General features: G+C 46.9%; 11 protein-coding genes. 7 read left to right on the top strand and 4 right to left on the bottom strand.

Annotated elements, in window-relative coordinates:
* Nucleotides 1–43 precede the first annotated feature (43 nt).
* On the bottom strand, nucleotides 44–1,231 hold the full coding sequence (tyrS, locus tag A1OO_RS02535; protein WP_017004558.1) for a tyrosine--tRNA ligase: 1,188 nt from the start codon (nucleotides 1,229–1,231) through the stop codon (nucleotides 44–46).
* Nucleotides 1,232–1,420: 189 nt separating this feature from the next.
* On the opposite strand from tyrS, the gene A1OO_RS02530 reads away from it, so the two are divergent.
* Nucleotides 1,421–2,740 carry a peptidoglycan DD-metalloendopeptidase family protein gene (locus tag A1OO_RS02530; RefSeq protein ID WP_016961751.1) on the top strand — a complete coding sequence of 440 codons (1,320 nt, stop codon included), beginning with the start codon at nucleotides 1,421–1,423 and terminating at the stop codon, nucleotides 2,738–2,740.
* A gap of 75 nt (nucleotides 2,741–2,815) precedes the next feature.
* On the opposite strand, the gene A1OO_RS02525 is transcribed toward A1OO_RS02530, so the two are convergent.
* The 3 genes from A1OO_RS02525 to erpA form a co-directional block, all read right to left on the bottom strand.
* Complete coding sequence (locus A1OO_RS02525; protein WP_017004557.1) at nucleotides 2,816–6,001, bottom strand: efflux RND transporter permease subunit; 3,186 nt, start codon at nucleotides 5,999–6,001, stop codon at nucleotides 2,816–2,818.
* A 12-nt stretch (nucleotides 6,002–6,013) separates the two neighbouring features.
* The gene (locus tag A1OO_RS02520) at nucleotides 6,014–7,108 is read right to left on the bottom strand and encodes an efflux RND transporter periplasmic adaptor subunit (RefSeq protein WP_017004556.1); all 1,095 of its coding nucleotides are present in this window, start codon (nucleotides 7,106–7,108) and stop codon (nucleotides 6,014–6,016) included.
* 124 nt (nucleotides 7,109–7,232) lie between these two features.
* Nucleotides 7,233–7,574, bottom strand: coding sequence for an iron-sulfur cluster insertion protein ErpA (gene erpA, locus A1OO_RS02515; RefSeq protein ID WP_016961754.1), 342 nt, complete (start codon nucleotides 7,572–7,574; stop codon nucleotides 7,233–7,235).
* Nucleotides 7,575–7,781: 207 nt separating this feature from the next.
* On the opposite strand from erpA, the gene hemL reads away from it, so the two are divergent.
* The 6 genes from hemL to A1OO_RS02485 all read left to right on the top strand — a co-directional run bounded on the left by hemL (nucleotide 7,782) and on the right by A1OO_RS02485 (nucleotide 18,849).
* Nucleotides 7,782–9,071: a glutamate-1-semialdehyde 2,1-aminomutase gene (gene hemL, locus A1OO_RS02510; RefSeq protein WP_016961755.1), complete on the top strand. Its 1,290-nt coding sequence runs from the start codon at nucleotides 7,782–7,784 to the stop codon at nucleotides 9,069–9,071.
* A gap of 338 nt (nucleotides 9,072–9,409) precedes the next feature.
* Nucleotides 9,410–10,495: an AI-2E family transporter gene (locus tag A1OO_RS02505; protein ID WP_017004555.1), complete on the top strand. Its 1,086-nt coding sequence runs from the start codon at nucleotides 9,410–9,412 to the stop codon at nucleotides 10,493–10,495.
* Between the two features lie 85 nt (nucleotides 10,496–10,580).
* Complete coding sequence (rsmC, locus tag A1OO_RS02500; RefSeq protein ID WP_017004554.1) at nucleotides 10,581–11,606, top strand: 16S rRNA (guanine(1207)-N(2))-methyltransferase RsmC; 1,026 nt, start codon at nucleotides 10,581–10,583, stop codon at nucleotides 11,604–11,606.
* Between the two features lie 213 nt (nucleotides 11,607–11,819).
* Nucleotides 11,820–15,197, top strand: coding sequence for a hybrid sensor histidine kinase/response regulator (locus tag A1OO_RS02495; RefSeq protein ID WP_016961759.1), 3,378 nt, complete (start codon nucleotides 11,820–11,822; stop codon nucleotides 15,195–15,197).
* Between the two features lie 861 nt (nucleotides 15,198–16,058).
* Complete coding sequence (locus A1OO_RS02490) at nucleotides 16,059–17,741, top strand: ABC transporter substrate-binding protein (RefSeq protein ID WP_016961760.1); 1,683 nt, start codon at nucleotides 16,059–16,061, stop codon at nucleotides 17,739–17,741.
* A gap of 121 nt (nucleotides 17,742–17,862) precedes the next feature.
* Nucleotides 17,863–18,849, top strand: coding sequence for an ABC transporter permease (locus A1OO_RS02485; RefSeq protein WP_016961761.1), 987 nt, complete (start codon nucleotides 17,863–17,865; stop codon nucleotides 18,847–18,849).
* Nucleotides 18,850–18,851: the final 2 nt, after the last annotated feature.

Genomic DNA, 18,851 nt, shown 5'->3' with positions numbered 1-18,851 from the left:
AAAAGGCGCCATCAGGCGCCTTCTCAGTATTATCAATGACAACTTAAGCCAAGGTGATGCGGGCAAATTTGCGTTTACCTACTTGGTAAACTGAGGTGCCAGCAGCAGGAACCAGTTTGGTATCCTCAACTTTTTCACCGTCAATTTTCACCGCACCTTGGCGGATCATACGCATTGCATCAGACGTCGAACCCACTAGGTCAGCGTCTTTCAGAAGGTTTGCAATCGCTACGCCTTGCTCGAAAGAGAATTCAGCCATTTCTTCTGGCATCGCACCTTTTTGGAAACGATTGATGAATTCAGCTTCTGCTGCTTCTGCATCGGCTTCAGAGTGGAAGCGCGCAATGATTTCTTTTGCCAGTAAGATCTTCACATCACGTGGATTCTTGCCGCCTTCGATGTCCGCTTTAAATTGTGCAATTTCTTCCAATGGACGGAAAGACAACAATTCGAAGTAGCTCCACATCAAATCGTCAGAGATCGACATGATTTTACCGAACATCTCGTTAGGCACATCGCTGATACCGATATAGTTGTGCGCAGATTTGGACATCTTCTTCACGCCGTCCAGACCCACCAGCAACGGCATGGTGATCACAACTTGCTGCGATTGACCATTTTGCTTTTGTAGCTCACGGCCCATCAGTAAGTTGAACTTCTGATCCGTACCACCCAATTCAACATCCGCTTCAAGCGCTACAGAGTCATAACCCTGCAGAAGCGGGTAAATGAACTCATGGATCGCGATTGGCTGGTTGTTGCTGTAACGTTTTTTAAAGTCATCACGCTCTAGCATACGTGCAACCGTTGAACTAGCTGCCAGACGGATCATACCGTCTGTGCCAAGCTTGCTCAGCCAGCTTGAGTTAAATTCGATGCGCGTCTTAGCAGGATCCAAAATTTTGAAAATCTGCTCTTTATACGTTTCTGCGTTGCTCAGCACTTGCTCACGAGTCAGCGGCGGACGCGTTGCGTTCTTGCCACTTGGATCACCAACCATCGCGGTATAATCACCGATCAGGAAGATAACTTCATGGCCCAGCTCTTGAAAGGCACGCAGTTTATTCATGATCACAGTGTGACCTAAGTGAATATCAGGTGCCGTCGGATCCGCACCCAACTTAATACGAAGAGGACGGTTCTCTTTCAATTTTGCAATTAACTCCCCTTCAGGAATTAATTCCTCAACACCACGCTTAATTTCGGCTAGCGCGGCTTCAATGCTCGCCATATTTTATCGCTCCCACAGAATCGGCATTTTTTCGTAAGCCGACATACTACTTGAATAGCGAAGGTTTTTGAAACCAGTTAAACTTAAAGCAAGCTAAAACGAATTCACCGCCCGCTTTGATTCCACAAGGAAGTTGGCAATAACGATGTGCATTCGATTAAATTCATCTTCCTTAATGATTGTTTCTTAATGCCTGTTAATAAAATTGCTGCGCTACCTCGGCTTCACCAAATGTTGATCATGGCTCTCAGTGCATGTGTTGTACTGCTCATTGCTATTCCTACTGAATCGCCAGCTCAACATCCTGACGCCAAATTTGAAGTCGGAAAACTCTATCCGATCCCACTTGAAACTTCGTCTTTGTTGCCACCTGAAGGTGACACACAACCTAACCTGTCATTTACACCACTTGAATGGCACAAATTTAAAGTGCAGGCAGGTGACAGCCTCGCGGTCATTTTTGATCGTGTGGGTATCAGTCCAACCACGCTTTATCGACTCATCAGCAGTGACAAGGGTACTAAGTCCCTAGCCTCACTGAAAGTTGGCGATGAAATCCACTTAGGCTTTGATGAGAATGGTTTGTTTACTCAGTTAGTCCAGCCTAAGAATGCCAATGAAACATTGATTGTTAACCGCATTGGCAATGACTTTGCCTCCACGGTTGAAGAAAAAAACATTGATACTCAGATTAATTATGCGTCAGCCACCATTACCTCTAGTTTCTGGAATGCAGGGATCAGTGGCGGTTTAAGTGCTAATCAAATTATGGAGCTTGCCGGTCTTTTCGGCTGGGATATCGACTTTGCGCTAGATATTCGCCAAGGGGATCATTTCTCGGTTCTTTACGAAGAGCAATTGGTGGAAGGTGAAATGATTGGGCGTGGGGATATTTTGGCCGCCACCTTCACCAATCAGGGTGAAACCTTCACGGCGATTCGCTCAAAGTCAGGTAAATACTATGACGAGAAAGGCCGAGCGATGCGCAAAGCCTTCCTTCGCTCACCGGTGAACTTTCGCTATGTCAGTTCCAACTTCAATCCCCGTCGACTTCACCCCGTAACAGGGAAAGTGAGATCTCACCGAGGTACAGATTATGTTGCGCCGGTAGGAACACCGATCTGGGCTGCTGGTGATGGCGTGGTGATGAAATCAGCATATAACAAGTTTAACGGTCATTATGTATTCATTCGCCACACTTCCACCTATATCACCAAGTATCTCCACCTTACCAAACGTTCGGTGAAAACGGGACAGCGAGTAAAGCAGGGACAAACCATCGGCACGTTAGGCGGCACAGGACGCGTAACTGGCCCCCATTTGCACTACGAATTTTTGGTTAATGGCGCACATAAAAACCCGCGCACCGTCAAACTGCCGCAGGCGCAGTCATTATCTGGAAAACAAAAGACGGCATTTATTTCTCTGGCGCAAGACCGATTGGCACAGCTAAATAAATTCAGCCAACTGCTGGCCTCTATTGGCACATTAGAACGTAGCTCTTCTTAGTTTTTATCAACAAAAAATAGAGTGACAAAAAAGCAGCGCCATTGCGCTGCTTTTTTTGTCCTACGGTTTCAAACCTTAGTGTTGAGGTTCGACATCATGTTGTGACTTTGGGAGGGAGGACTTGTCCTCCATTTTCTCGACATCAGAGGTATAAGCATCAAAACTAAACACCTCCGGTGAGGCTTTAGGCTCTCGTGCCAGCATGAGTAAGCAAGGTGTTAGAACCAATGTCAGCACGGTTGAGAAAGCAAGGCCACCTGCAACAGCCGTTGCCAGTTGGGACCACCACTGCGTGCTTGGCGCACCAAATTCAACACCGCGATTAACCAAATCAACGTTCATTTCCAACACCATAGGCATCAGCCCTAAAATGGTCGTCACTGTGGTCAATAAGACAGGGCGAAGACGTTGAGCACCAGTTTGCAAGATAGCGTCGATTTTCGCCAATCCTTTGCGGCGAAGAACATTGTAGGTATCAATCAATACAATATTGTTGTTCACGACAATACCCGCCAAAGTGATCACGCCCACTCCCGACATGATAATGCCGAAAGGTCGCTGAAAGATGAGCAACCCGAGGAAAACACCGACCGTCGAGAACAACACCGCACTTAAGATCAAAAAGGCTTGATAGAAACTGTTGAATTGCGTGATGAGGATAATGGCCATTGCGCCAAGAGCCGCCAGAAATGCCATCATCAAAAAGGCCTGACTTTCATTCTGCTCTTCATTTTGGCCGCGCAGTGAAATACTCACACCATCCGGCAATACCATGGCATTAATTTGCTCATTCAGACCAGGCAGTTCCAAGCTTAGGTTGTAACCTTCCGCCATGTCAGCCATCACCTTGATCACTCGCTTACCATCAACACGATCGATATTGCCCTGCTTTTGCTCGGGAGTAATTTTGGCAAAATTAGTCAGCGGCACTAAGCCATACGCTGTTTTCACTCTCAACTCATCAAAACGACCTATGTCTCGCTTATCTTCTGGATAACGAACAAGAATATCCACTTCTTCACTGGAGTCATCCGGCAGGTAATCGCCAATTTTCAGGCCATTTGTCACAAACTGAACCGTATTGCCGACCATCGTTGCATCGGCACCAAAACGCGCAGCATCAGTGCGATTAATATCGATTGACCAGTCGATACCCGGCTTTGTGAGCGTGTCACTAAAGTTTGTGAAAGCAACATTTTGCGCCAACAAGGTACGGACCTGTTTAGCAACCGACTCAATGTTGTCACTGTTGGTCGAGATCACTTCAATCGAGAGATCATGTTCACTTGGCGGCCCTGCATCGGGTTTTTTGAACTCAAGTTCTAAACCGGAAAGATCCTCAGTTTTGACTCGAAGCTCTTCAATGATTTCTTTTACCTTACGGCGGTTCTGCCATTCGATGGGCTTCATCTGAATGATGCCAATCTCATCCTCTCCACCAGTGCGCGTGTACACACTGGCAATTTCGTCCATACCTAACACACGTTGCTCGACCTCTTTCATCAACGCATCTTGTTCATGAATAGATAAATCGCCATAGGAACGGACTTTAATATTGAAGAATGCGGGATCGACATCTGGGAAAAATTCAGTGCCTAATCCTGACTTGTTGTAAGCAAAACCGACCAAAAATGCGACCACAAAGGCGGCACACAATATTTTTATCGGGTGTTGAATTGCGGTCGACAAGGTTGAAATATATGCACGCGTGATCCCGCGAGCTTGCGTAAAGTCTCCATTTTCAAGTGCCTGCATTCTGTCTTGCTGAGGAGAGGTCAATGGCAAAGGTTTACCAACTAAACTCCCTAACACAGGAACAAACAACAAAGCCATAACAAGCGAAGCCGACAACGTGGCAATCAATGTGAGTGGCATATATTTCATGAACTCGCCAGTGATCCCCGGCCAAAACATAAGGGGAGCAAATGCGGCTAAAGTTGTTGCCGTTGATGCGATAATTGGCCACGCCATGCGGTGTGCCGCTTCGCGATAGGCTTGTTTTCTATTAATGCCTTCTCGCATGCGACGATCGGCATACTCGGTGACAACAATGGCACCATCCACCAGCAGACCAACAGCCATAATCAGCGCAAAAAGCACCACGATATTGATCGTAAGACCACTCAAGCCAAGAACGACTAACCCCGTAAGGAATGAACCAGGGATCGAAACGCCGACCAGAAAAGCAGTACGAGAGCCGAGTATGGCGATGATCACCACCACAACCAGCAACACCGCTGACAAAATGTTGTTTTGCAGATCAGTCAGCATCGAGCGAACATCTTCAGATCCGTCCCACGTATATTTCACTTGCAAGGCACCCGGCCATTGCGGTGAAGATTGGGCTTGCTCGAGAACGGTTTTAACGAGTTCAACGGTCTCAATAATATTTTCGCCTGCACGCTTTTTCACGTCCAGCACGACTGCGGGCTTACCATCAAGGCGCGCAAAACTTTCAGGATCTTTAAAGCTACGACGTACTGTCGCCACATCACCCACAGTGACCACTTGGGAGCCGTCAATCTTAATTGGCAGCTGAAGCACATCTTGTACCGTTTCAAAAACAGAAGGGACTTTGACAGAGAAACGACCATAACCTGTATCAACATAACCTGCCGCAACCACACGGTTGCTTCGATTCACCAGATCGTAAATATCCGCTTGGTCGAGGTCATAGCTTTCAAGCAATAAAGGTTCAATAATGATCTCGACAATGTCATCACGATCACCAGCGATATCGACCTCAAGCACTTGCTTGAAGCCTTCCAGCTTTTCTTGTAATTCACGGGCGATTTTGACGATCGCACGTTCAGAAACATCACCATAAAGCGCAACCGACAATACAGGTTGCTGATTAGCGAACGTGACTTCATTCACCGTCGGCTCGTCGCTGTCATCTGGCAAACGCGGTTTCACCAAATCAACCGCTTCACGAACATCGGCCATGGCGAGATCGAGATCGACCCCTACATTGAATTCCAATGTGACAGAAGCATGACCTTCTGAAGCAATGGCAGTCATCTCTTTAATCCCCTCAATAGAACGCAACTCTTGTTCTATCGGGCGAACCAGCAGCCGTTCAGCATCTGACGGTGAAATGCCTTCATGGCTTACAGACACATAAATGACAGGGATAGTGATGTCAGGATCAGATTCTTTGGGTATGGTTTGGTATGTATAGATACCGGCTACCAGTAGAAAAAGCAGCAGGGTAACCATCGTACGAGTACGCGCTAAGGAGGCGTCAATCAGAGTTCTCATGCAAGGCTCTCCTTATTGCGTCTGCGACTGATGCACAGCATCAACCGTATCGCCATCACGCACGAAGCCTTGTCCTTTGGTGATCACATCAACTTGATCACCCAAACCCGATAACCACACACCGTTTTGCTCCGCTTTTACAACACGAGCAGCAACGAATGCGACTTTGTCATCTACCAACGTTTTAACGCCGAGATTACCTTGCTCATCAAGAGCCAATGCGGATGGGCTAAGTTTGACTGCTTGCTGAAGATCCAGCGCCAGATCAACCTCGGCACTGATACCCGCAGGCAGCAATTGCCGTGGGTTAGAAATTTCGAGTTCAATGGCGAAGGTATTGGTCGTTGGAGAAGCGATACTCGATTGATAGCGTAAATGACCTTCTTTCATCTCACCATTAACGAGCTTGATGCTAGCAGGTAATGAGGAATCAATTTGACTGATGTGCTGCTCAGAGACATCCGCCGTCACGATCAAGGGATCAAGGTCAATCAAGGTCGCCATCGGATCGCCGACTCCGAGGTAATCGCCCACTTCAACCATAACGTCATCAACGATGCCATCAAAAGGTGCACGAACCTCTGTGTGTGAAAGCGCCAATTCGATATTTTCGACATTAGCATTCGCTTCGACAAGGTTAGCTTCAGCCAATGAATAGGCCACCTCACCCTGCAAGCCTTTTTTCTTTAGAGACTTTGCAGCATTGAATTCTTTTTGGCGAACTGACAACAAAGCTTTAGATCGCGCGAGCTGGGCGGCACGATCGCCTTTGTCTATAAAAACGAGCAAGTCACCTTGCTTCACTGTCGCACCTTTTCTCACATCCACCTTGATAACACGACCATCTGCTTCAGCTGAAATAGTGGCATCTCTATCAGGCGCAGTTCGGCCATAAAGTGAAATAGAACGCGTAATAGGTTCAGCGTAAAACGTTTCAACAGAGACTTTGGTGAGCGGTGCGCTCTGCACTTCATTTGGTTCAGAAGAAGGCGTCGTCGCGTTACTGGAGCCACTACTGACCCAAAACACGAGAATAATGAGAAGAACCAAGGAAATTATCCAAGGTCGCTGAGATAAATAAGACGCTTTTACGCCTGCATTAGCCATACTAGTTCATCCTGACGTGGTTACTGCAGAAAAAGAAAACGGGCACTGATCCATCCGGCCCGTTACAAGAGAATTTAATTGATACAAATAGTAGCGCTCAACACCTCTTGATGTGTCTTATCATTTATACACTGAATGATGCACCACAACCACAAGTGGTGGTCGCATTTGGATTGTTAATGAAAAAACGTGAGCCCTCTAACCCTTCTGTGTAATCGACTTCTCCGCCAATTAAATACTGTAGGCTCATTGGATCGACCACCAATGTGACGCCACACTTCTCAATGACCATATCTCCGTCATTGACCTTTTCATCAAAGGTGAAACCGTATTGGAAGCCACTACAGCCGCCACCCGTAATATAGACACGCAGCTTCAGGTTTGGGTTTTCCTCTTCCTGGATCAGCGTTTTTACCTTGTTCGCCGCTGTCTCAGAAAATTGCAACGGCAAATTGGTATCGCTCATTTCGACCTCACATAACTTCTTTTATATAAGCGCATTATCTAATACCTGACTAATTCGTTCAAGTATTCGTCTTGGTTAGAAAACATGTTGTTTAATATACGCCAAGTTTAAGATGTATACCGCATCAACCATCTCGCCACATTACACTGTATCTCGTACAATACGTAGCGACAGAAATCCAACGATCATATGGCCTAGGAAAGAACCATGACCAAATCAGCCGAGTTGTTCCAACAAGCACGCAAAACCATTCCTGGTGGCGTCAATTCACCTGTTCGCGCTTTCGCTGGCGTTGGCGGTGACCCGATTTTTATTGAGCGTGCTGACGGCGCATACATTTACGATGCCGATGGTAAAGCTTACATAGACTATGTGGGCTCTTGGGGCCCAATGATCCTTGGTCACAATCACCCTGCGATCCGTGATGCCGTGATTGAAGCCGCGCAAAATGGCTTGAGTTTTGGTGCACCCACTGCACGTGAAATCACACTAGCCGAATTAGTCAGTCAGTTGGTGCCATCAATGGAAATGGTACGTATGGTCAGCTCAGGCACGGAAGCGACCATGAGTGCTATTCGTCTGGCGCGTGGCTTTACCCACCGCGACAAATTCATCAAGTTTGAAGGTTGCTATCACGGTCATGCCGATTGCCTACTCGTGAAAGCGGGCTCTGGTGCGCTGACGCTGGGCGAACCGACTTCTCCAGGCGTTCCGGCCGATTTTGCCAAGCATACTCTGACATGCACCTTTAACGATCTCGATTCTGTTCGTGCTGCCTTCGAGCAATATCCGGATGAGATTTCCAGCATTATTGTTGAGCCTGTAGCTGGCAACATGAACTGTATTTTGCCTCAGCCAGGTTTCCTTGAAGGTCTTCGTGCACTGTGTGACGAATTTGGCGCATTGTTGATTTTTGATGAAGTGATGACCGGGTTCCGTGTCGCGCTGGGTGGAGCTCAAGCACATTACGGCATTAAGCCAGACCTCACTACACTAGGCAAAGTGATCGGTGGCGGAATGCCAGTCGGTGCATTCGGTGGTCGTCGTGACGTGATGGAATACATCGCGCCGACAGGCCCTGTATATCAAGCCGGTACCTTGTCTGGTAACCCAGTGGCGATGGCCGCAGGTGAAGCAGCACTGTCGGCATTGCGCCAAGAAGGCAACGAAGCACAACTGGCTGAGATGACTAAACGCCTGGCAGAAGGCTTCAAAACAGCAGCGCAGAAACACGGTATTGCACTGGCAACCAATCAAGTGGGTGGCATGTTCGGCTTCTTCTTTACGGACAAAGAAAGCATTACCTGTTTCGCCGACGTGCAGCAATGTGACATCGAGAAATTTAAGCGCTTCTTCCACCTGATGCTGGATGAGGGCGTTTATCTTGCACCGTCGGCGTTTGAAGCAGGCTTTACCTCATTAGCGCACGGTGAGAAAGAGCTCGCAGCAACATTAGTAGCAGCCGATCGCGCATTTGCGAAACTCGCTAGCGAGTAATAGAAATACATTAATTGAATACGAAGCGGAGCCAAAAGCGCTCCGCTTTTTATTGCCAGAAAATCAGCACTAAAACGGCAAGTACCGCTATATAGATAAGCGGCAGATTAAGTTTTCGTCTTTTTTTGGACTCACACTGCCCATCACAACACCCCATGCTCACTGACCCCTCATGTATTTTCAGATACTGTCACACCACAAACGTCACTGACTCGCAAAAGTACATTGATAAGAACAAATTGATAATTTGCACTTTTTCCTTAATTTGTCACAACGTATCATACGCTTCACACTACACTGTTCACCAGACTGACTGGCGCGAAATAAGGAACCTACTAGTGGCATCATCTTTCAAGATCGAACCAAGACACTGGACGCTTATCGGTGCATTGGCACTGTCTTCGTACGCGTGTTACGCCCTTATCGCTCCGTATATGGGGTCAATTGTGCTCGCGTTTATCGTGTCACTACTCTTTCTCCCATTACACAGCCGTATAGATCACCGTCTAAAATCGCACCCCAACCTCTCAGCCGCCTTGTCTTGTACACTCCTGACAGTGATGATTATCATCCCGATGATCTTTGTCGCTGCCGCAATTTTACGTCAAGGCATCACCTTTTTTACGGGCTCTTATGAATGGTTAAGTACTGGCGGTGCAAAAGAGATCCTGTCTATGCCTTTAGTAAAAACGGGCCTTGGTGCGCTAAACAAATACCTGCCCTTTGACTCCATTGACCCTCAAGAACTTATCTCTCGTGCGGCATCCACAGTCTCTTCTCTGAGCTCTGAAATGATAGGTATGAGTTCACAGGTCTTAGGGGATGTCACCGGCATGTTTGTCAACTTCTTGTTGATGCTGTTTGTGTTGTTTTTCTTGTTGCGCGACCACGAGAAAATCATTCAATTGCTTCGTCATGTCAGCCCACTGTCGCGGACCCAAGAAGATACCTTGCTCGATGAAGTAGAAAGCGTCGCCAAGTCTGCGGTATTAGGGTCGTTTCTTACGGCATTAGCACAAGGCTTTGTTGGCGGTTTTGCAATGTGGCTAGCTGGCTTCCCTGGGCTATTTTGGGGAACCATGATGGGATTCGCATCATTCATTCCTGTGGTAGGTACAGCGCTGATTTGGCTGCCCGCAGCCGGATATCTCTTGCTCATCGGACAATGGGAATGGGCGGCATTTCTTGTTGGATGGGGCGTCATTGTCGTTGGCTCCGTCGACAATATCTTAAGGCCATTGCTGATGCAGGGTAACTCCGGCATGAATACGTTGCTGATCTTCTTTTCTTTGATCGGCGGCTTGCAGGTTTATGGGTTAATGGGACTCATTTATGGCCCCATTATTTTCTCCGTCACTTTAGTGCTTTTCCGCATGTATGAAGCTGAATTTCATCATTTCCTAGAAAAGCAGGACAACTCTTAATTGCCAGACCATTGCGCGGGTTATTTTCACAAGCCAAGCTTTGTGGGAGAATCCGCGCTCTCATTTGTCACCCCCTGAGGCGTACATGTCATACAGCACCCCAAGCCAAGTAGTGGCTCGTCAACTTGAATACTTTGAAGGCAAACATGTGCTGCTTGCCGGTGAACTGGAAGACACATTTGCCACAGAGTTGGTTAGTTGCGCCGAAAGCGTCAGCATTTTCACAACCAACCTCGCCTACGCCAATCAAATGCGCCGTTACGATTCACTCAATGTGCAATTTGGTGAAGCCTATGAGGCCATGCCCAATGTAGACATGGTGCTACTGTATTGGCCAAAAGCGAAAGCAGAAGCAGAGTTCTTGTTGTCGATGCTGATGGCAGCACTGGGTCAAGATACCGAAATCGTCGTCGTTGGTGAAAACCGCAGTGGCGTACGAAGCATTGAAAAAATGTTCGCCCCTTACGGTAAAGTCACCAAGTTTGATTCAGCAAGACGTTGTGGATTCTACTGGGGCCAGTGCGTTAACGAACCTTCCCCGTTTATTCTCGCTGATTGGTTTAAGAGCTACCCGCTTCACCTTGGTGAGCAAACGCTTACCATCCGCTCGCTACCGGGTGTATTTAGCCATGGAGAGCTCGATGTAGGAAGCCAGTTATTGCTCGATACATTGCCGACACTCAAGGGTGATGTGTTCGATTTTGGCTGCGGTGCAGGAGTGATTGGTGCTGCCATCAAACTACGTTATCCGACGGTCAATATCACGATGGCTGATATCAGCGCATTAGCCGTTGCATCAGCACGAGAAACATTGCGCTTTAACCAACTCGATGGCAACGTACTCGCTTCTGATGTTTACAGCGAAATCTCATCAACATTCGACCATATCGTCAGTAATCCACCGTTTCATGCTGGTCTGAAAACCCATTATGCAGCGACAGAAACATTCTTGCAGCACGCGCCCCAATTTCTAAATCGACAAGGTCAGCTCACCGTTGTCGCCAATAGTTTTCTGCGTTATCCACCGTTTATTGAGGCCGCATTTGGCCATTGCTACACGCCAGCTAAGAACAACAAATTCGCCATCTATCACGCCATCAAAACCGCATAACCCCTACAGGGGCTGGCTTACAGCCCCTCGTCAAAAACGTTAATTTTGCGTCGTCACACGAACTTCACTCACAACTTGCTTGCCAACAATAATTAAGTCCGTATAAGGGCTGAAGATGGATTTTATTGATATGTACCTCACCGAATAGACGTCAATTTCGACAAAACCGGCGGTCATACGACATTTTTTGATTTCACTTTGTCAGGCAGAGACATGCATAAAAAACAGAAGTTCAAGCGGCTTCAGCATACGCTGATGCTCGCTTTTCTTGTGCTGAGTATTACCCCCCTTACCCTGCTGGCTATTTTCTTTCTAGAATCACACAGCAGTGATTTGGAACAGCAAAGCACAACTCACCTCGCGTTCCTCCGAGATAACAAAAAAGAACAAATCATCAGCTACTTTGATGCGCGTTATTCCGAGGTCAATGCTTTCTCACGCTCAGAACTTGCCACTGCTAGTGGTGGTCGCTTCTATGGGTTAGTGGCAGCCTTTCATCAACTAGGGAAAAGCAAAGAAGAAGCACGAGAAGTGGCTCGACTACGCTATGTCGAAAATCCAGATAACCCATTAGTCGCCGGCTCCAACGACAGCAATTTTATCGGTAGCGAGCGCTATAGGTTGCTTCATAAACGCTACGATTGGGCTTATAAAGAACATCTTAAGCGTTCAGATTTCTCTGATATTTTACTGGTTGATATCATGGGGAATGTTGTCTATTCAGCGCTAAAAGATGAAAAATTTGGCGCTAACTTACTTGAAAATAAATGGCAAAATACGCCAGTGGGCAACACTTTTGCCAATATTCAAAGCCAAATAAATACGCCCATTGCCGATACTGACAAAAACCCAATCGCATTTACCGATTTTAGCCAAGAGGCGAACGGTGACATCGTCGCATGGTTTGCTGCGCCAATCACTCAGCAAGGGTATTTGCACAGTTACGCCTTACTAAAACTGCCAAACACAGCGCTGGTTGACATGCTCAACAAGGCGCCCAGTGAAAAGGGATACATCAGTACTCTTGTTGTAGGTTCAGATCAAATCCCTCGTAACATGGAAACCAAGGAGCCGCTAATCGCGGTTAATAGCAGTGCAGTCGCAGCGGCACTAGCAGGTGCGCGTGATGTCGGCAGCTTTTTAGGTTCTGAAAACCAGAGTGTCTTAGGCGCCTACTCACCCGTGCTCATCCATGACAAAATATGGGCAATTATTCTTGAGCTACCAGAAGAAGAGGCGTTTGCGCGTATCTATCAACTCGAGAAAATCTTTATCGTGGTCATGGTTGTTGCCATTTTCTTGGTTGTTCTCGCCTCACACCTTCTTTCAAACTCCATCACAGCACCTCTACTTCGGCTTACATGGGCCGCAGAGCAAGTATCTGCCGGCGATCTCGACCAGAAGATCAGCAGCACCGATCGTGAAGACGAAATAGGTCGCCTGGCAGTCAGTTTTGCGCGGATGCAACGTTCGGTACGCGAAAAATTGGCGCTCATTAGAGAGCAAAATAAAGAACTTGAACAAAATATTCAGTTAATCAAAACCAAAAATGAAGAACTCCAGCAAGCTGACCGCATGAAAGATGACTTTCTGGCGACAACCTCCCATGAACTTCGAACACCGCTTCACGGCATGGTTGGCATTGCTGAATCGATGCTTGCTGGCGCTGAAGGGCCACTGCCTGAGCGTCATAAACATCAACTTCAGATGATCATTAACAGTGGTGATCGTTTATCGAACTTAGTCGACGACCTATTGGATTATCATAAGATGCGTTATGGCAGTCTCGATATCTCACCACAAGCGGTCGATACGGCGAATGCTGTGCGTTTAGTTATTGAACTTTCAAGCCACCTGCTTGGTGGTAAGCCTGTACGAATCATCAATCAAGTACCGATTGACTTACCTCTGGTTCGAGCTGACGAACAGCGCCTCGAACAAGTGCTATACAATTTAATCGGCAATGCTATTAAATACACTGACGAAGGCAAGATTATCATTTCGGCCACGGTCCTCGAAGGACAGCTGCGTATTCAGGTTGTCGATACCGGTCAAGGTATACCATCTGATCAACTTGAATACATCTTCGAGCCTTTAACTCAGGCTAAATCAGGAACAACCGTCTATCGCCAAGGTGCCGGATTGGGACTATCTATTAGTCGACAGCTTATCGAAATAATGGGTGGCCAACTCTATGTCAGCAGCCAGCCTATGGTTGGCGCTACTTTCAGTTTTACGCTCCCTATTGCAACCGAAGAAGACAAAGCAAAGACGCGACTGGCTAACAACGTTCACTTTGCAGCACCAAGAGTAGAGCTAGAACGTCATGAGCTCACCCAATTGCCCGACAACCCAAATGGACCATTGATCCTTGTTGTCGATGACGAACCGGTTAATTTACAAATACTAAATAACTTTCTTCGCCTAGAGGGTTATCGCGTCAAGGCTGTGGAAAATGGCCGTCAAGCAATCGAGTCTGTCACCCAAGAAAAGCCGATGCTTATGCTACTCGATGTCATGATGCCGGAGCTTAGCGGCTATGACGTGTGTGCTCACTTACGCGAGCACTATAGTCGTGCCGACCTTCCCATTATCATGTTATCAGCCCTAGGGCAGGTGCAAGACAAGGTGAAAGGATTTGATGCTGGCGCAAATGACTACCTAACGAAGCCGTTCAATAAAGATGAATTAAGTGCGCGTATTCGTGCTTATATCAACGCTTCATTGACAGAGCAAGAACGTGAGAACAATCGTCAATTAGTCAAGGAGATACACTTCCGAGAGCAAGTCGAAGCGGGGTTGAGAGAAGTACAAAACCGACTTTTAGGACTGTTAGATTCCGCTTCAGAAGCCATTCTATGTGTCCAAGAAAACGGCAGGATAAGTTACGCAAATGACGCATGCAATTCGGTATTCAAACTCAGTGCGGAACAAATTGAGCGTCACAACATTGATGACTTCCTTGCCATGGCACTGCCTGAAACAGAATCAAGTCGCGGACATTATAGTGGCCAACTTCGCTTTAAAGTCGATGGTGATATCATCAATATCGATACTGACGTGATCACCCTGCCGGAAACGTCAGGCCTCCGAATGATGCTGCTGTTAAACACGGGAGAAAAAACCTCATCACATCGAGTTCAACTGCTTGAAAGTGCGGTAGAAGCCCTATCAGAATATGCATTTGATGGGGACCAAAACCAATTGCAGCAACTTAGGGAACTCGGTGGTGAATTCACACGTATGGCAGACAAATTCTCCGGTGACAAACCTGACAAAGGCGACGTATTGCGTGAAACATTGGTAAAAGTCATGCTCATTACGCTCAACTACTGGAATAACGCAACCGGAAAGACGAAATTTGACCTCGCAGAAGAGAGCGGCTTGTGGCGCGTCTATCTCGACAGAAGCACCCTACAAACGCGAACGCTGGACAAATATCTACACACAGAGACGGTACCTAAATCACCCCGTTGGCGCACTGTCATCAATACGATTGATTTTGTCCTCGAGCGCTGCAGTGATGACACCAAAGAGAGGCAAGAAGTCGTGCAACTACGCGATAAACTGCAATCACTCATCACTCGCTAAATTCATCGATACAAGCCCCTTAAACGGGGCTTTTTTCACAAAAACTCAAAGCCCTCCTCAAAACAACTCACCATTTTAAAATCTCATGATGCCTGTGCCTGTGCCTGTGCCTGTGCCTGTGCCTGTGCCTGTGCCTGTGCACAAATGATAAAGCACCAGCGCATCAAACAAGACAATTCTGGCTACGGAAGAACAATACTCCCTACGATAGCGTTTCAAAGGCAGACTTAGACGTACACACCAAACAATACAGATGGGAACACTAAGCTAATGGTGACAGGTGATCATTTAACTTATTTCACGCTGCGAATAGCACCAACTGGCAACACTATTGATGGTTCCACCTGAGCAAGAAAACGCATATATAAGTGGTCAACATTCACTCATAACAAAAAATGAATCAAGACAAGTTCTGTTTCTGAGAAGAAAATCACAACAAAGCAACTCGTGTAATTTTCAGCAAAAAATTAACGAACAAAGTAAATGAAGATCAAGATCACGACAATAGTTAAATACGAATACAGTCAGTAAAATAAGGGACTGAGGGGTTAGCAATCACTAACAAAGATGCAATAGAAACACTGCCAAAGTGCATTAATTGACCTACATCAATAGGATTCCAACACCGTTAAAATCGTCAAAATTAACGTTTTTGACGCGACACCCTCGAGTTTTAACGTTTTTAACGGGCAGGTCAATTGACCCAAAACCGGAACCGGAGTTTCCTAACGTTGCACTGAGCCTGCACGGCCATGTGAGTATCCAAGTTCACTTGTTGGGATATTCATAGCGGGTAACGGCCTGACCAGAGATAAAAAGGTCAGATTGAAGTGAAACAAAAGCAACTAGTAAGGAACAGCTATGCTTGCCAATCTAAAGAAAAAACATCTAGCAGTTGCCATCGTCGCGGCCGCAGCGTCTGTAATGACAGTACCAACTGTTAGCGCTGCTGATAGAACGGAACTGACTGTAGTACCTGACTTCTACCCACAACTTGTTCGTAACTTCAACCCGTTCCTACAGAACAACCTGAAGAGCACATTGGATTTCGTGTACGAGCCATTAGTTATCTTTAACCAACTAGACGGCAACACGCCAACTATGCGTCTGGCGAAGGACTACACGATTTCAGATGACCTAAAAACGGTTACTTTTGAAATCCGTGACGGTGTTCAATGGTCTGACGGTACGCCTTTCACTGCAGAAGATGTTGCATACACTTACAACCTCATCCGCGAAAATGCAGCGATTGACCTTGCAGGTAACGCAGCCCTTATCACTGACGTTTCAGTGAAAGGCAACAGCGTAGCAATCACTCTGAAAGAAGCTAACTCTTCAGCGCCATTCAAACTGGTTCAAACACCAATCGTTCCTAAGCACATCTGGAGCAAGATTGACAAGCCAGAAGCGTTTGCGAATGAAAACCCAGTAGGTACTGGTCCTTTCACTGAAGTTGATACCTTCACTAGCAACTTGTATGTTCAGTGTCAGAACCCGAACTACTGGGATGCAGCAAACCTAGAAATCGACTGTCTGCGTATGCCTCTGATCACTAACAATGACGGCCTTCTGTCTAAAATTGTTGCTTCTGAGCTAGACTGGACTTCTTCGTTCATTCCTGACATTGACGCTGTTTACGCTTCAGTAAACAAGAACCACAAATACTGGCCAGCGCCAGTAGGTAGTTCAGTTAACCTTTTGGTTAACTTCGAACACCCAGATGCAGCGAAAAACGAAGCATTGACTAACGTTGATTTCCGTCGCGCTATGTCTACTGCTATCGACCGTCAGTCAATCATCGATATCGCGTTCTATGGTGCGGGCACGCCGAACCATTCTGCGGCAGGTATTGCAGCGCTTTACCAAAGCTGGTCAGACTCTGACACTTTCAACAGCGCTAAAGTTTACAACACCTACAACGTTGAAAAATCTAAAGCATTGCTGAAAAAAGCGGGCTTTAAAGACATCAACGGCGACGGTTTTGTTGAAACTCCATCAGGTAAGAGTTTTGAGCTTGAAGTTCAAACACCTTCTGGCTGGACTGACTGGAACAACACTTCACAACTAGCAGCAGAGAACTTGGCTGACGCTGGTATCAAAGTGAAAGCAGTTACTCCTGATTTCTCTGTGTACAACGAAAAAATGGCTGGTGGTCTTTTTGACGTAGCTCTAACGAACTACTTCACTGGTCCAGATCCACACCAAACTTGGGATACTGGTTTCCACTCACGTTTCATGGGTAAGCAAGGCAACCCACGTTTCGCGATGCACCGTTTCCAAAACGCAGAGCTTGATCAGTTGCTAGAGAGCTTCTACGCAACGGCAGACAAATCAGAGCAAATGGAAGTTGCACACAAGATTGAGAAAATCCTTTCTGACAATCAAGTAGTCATTCCTGTTCTTTCTGCTGCTTCAATGTATCAGTTCAACGAAACTCGCTTTACTGGCTGGTGGGATGCAGACAACGCAAAAGGTCGTCCAATGATTTGGCAGGGTACTCCAGAACGTCTTCTGCACATTCTAGACCTCAAGCCTAAATCGTAATATCCAAAATCTGGCGGTGCGTTCGCACCGCCTCTTTCCAAAGATAGGCTATCAGTACTTTTGACCTCGGAGTTTCTATTTCTTTGGTTACGGCTTTGCCGTGCCACTTAAGGTGTGAGTTATGGGATTTTTTCTTAATCGATTAGTGTTTTATTTTGGCGCATTGCTTATCGCAATCACGCTGAACTTTATTTTGCCGCGAGCGATGCCTGGTGACCCAGTTACCATGATGTTCGCAAATGCAAGCGTCCAAGTAACACCAGAACGCATTGCTGCTATGCGTGAGCTATTGGGCTTTGTTGATGGTCCAATTCACGTGCAGTTCCTGACTTACTTGCAGAGCATCTTCACATGGGAACTAGGTATTTCGACCTCGTTCTATCCCATGACGGTTAATGAGCTGATTGCCAAATCACTTGGTTGGACACTCTTCTTGGCAGGTAGCTCTGTTGTTCTTGCTTTCTGTATCGGCTCAGTGCTGGGCATATTTGCAGCATGGCGACGTGGCAGCCGATTCGATTCATTCGTATCTCCAGGTTTCATGGCACTCCAAGCCGTTCCCCCTGTAGTTATCGGCATGATGGTGTTGTTTGTATTTGGTATCAGCCTCAAATGGTTCCCGACATCATACGGCATGCCTGAGGGCGCAATACTGGATTGGACCAGTTGGGAAACATACAAAGGCATTCTTTACCATGCTGCGCTACCTCTCGTCTGTGCAACCGTCGCCCAAATCGGTGGCTTCTTGATCAACATGCGTAACAACATGATCAACCTGCTCAGCGAAGACTATATCACTATGGCGAAAGGCAAAGGCCTCTCTGAAAATCGTGTCGTCTTCAATTACGCCGCGCGTAATGCAATGTTGCCAACCGTTACCGCCCTTTCCATGGCACTCGGTATGGCCGTTGGTGGTCAGCTAGTCGTGGAAATGATTTTCCAATATCCAGGCCTTGGCACAACCATGCTGAATGCCGTTAACGGACGTGACTACCAAGTGTTGCAAGGGCTATTGATCATCCTGACACTTGTCATGCTGTTGTTTAACTTCTTGGCTGACATCCTCATTGTTTTGCTTGACCCACGTCTGCGTAAGGGAGGCAAATAATC

Origin of the sequence: Enterovibrio norvegicus FF-33 (genome assembly GCF_000286835.2) — a bacterium.
Lineage (GTDB): Bacteria > Pseudomonadota > Gammaproteobacteria > Enterobacterales > Vibrionaceae > Enterovibrio > Enterovibrio norvegicus_A.
The sequence above is the reverse complement of the archived record's forward strand: the minus strand, read 5'-3'. Positions and strand labels throughout refer to the sequence as shown.

Coding starts and splice junctions, on each gene's coding strand:
- tyrS (WP_017004558.1), bottom strand. CDS start 1,231: ATGGCGAGCATTGAAGCCGCGCTAGCCGAAATTAAGCGTGGTGTTGAG.
- erpA (WP_016961754.1), bottom strand. CDS start 7,574: ATGAGCGATACCAATTTGCCGTTGCAATTTTCTGAGACAGCGGCGAAC.
- rsmC (WP_017004554.1), top strand. CDS start 10,581: ATGTCATACAGCACCCCAAGCCAAGTAGTGGCTCGTCAACTTGAATAC.
- A1OO_RS02520 (WP_017004556.1), bottom strand. CDS start 7,108: ATGGCTAATGCAGGCGTAAAAGCGTCTTATTTATCTCAGCGACCTTGG.
- hemL (WP_016961755.1), top strand. CDS start 7,782: ATGACCAAATCAGCCGAGTTGTTCCAACAAGCACGCAAAACCATTCCT.
- A1OO_RS02525 (WP_017004557.1), bottom strand. CDS start 6,001: ATGAGAACTCTGATTGACGCCTCCTTAGCGCGTACTCGTACGATGGTT.
- A1OO_RS02490 (WP_016961760.1), top strand. CDS start 16,059: ATGCTTGCCAATCTAAAGAAAAAACATCTAGCAGTTGCCATCGTCGCG.
- A1OO_RS02495 (WP_016961759.1), top strand. CDS start 11,820: ATGCATAAAAAACAGAAGTTCAAGCGGCTTCAGCATACGCTGATGCTC.
- A1OO_RS02530 (WP_016961751.1), top strand. CDS start 1,421: ATGCCTGTTAATAAAATTGCTGCGCTACCTCGGCTTCACCAAATGTTG.
- A1OO_RS02485 (WP_016961761.1), top strand. CDS start 17,863: ATGGGATTTTTTCTTAATCGATTAGTGTTTTATTTTGGCGCATTGCTT.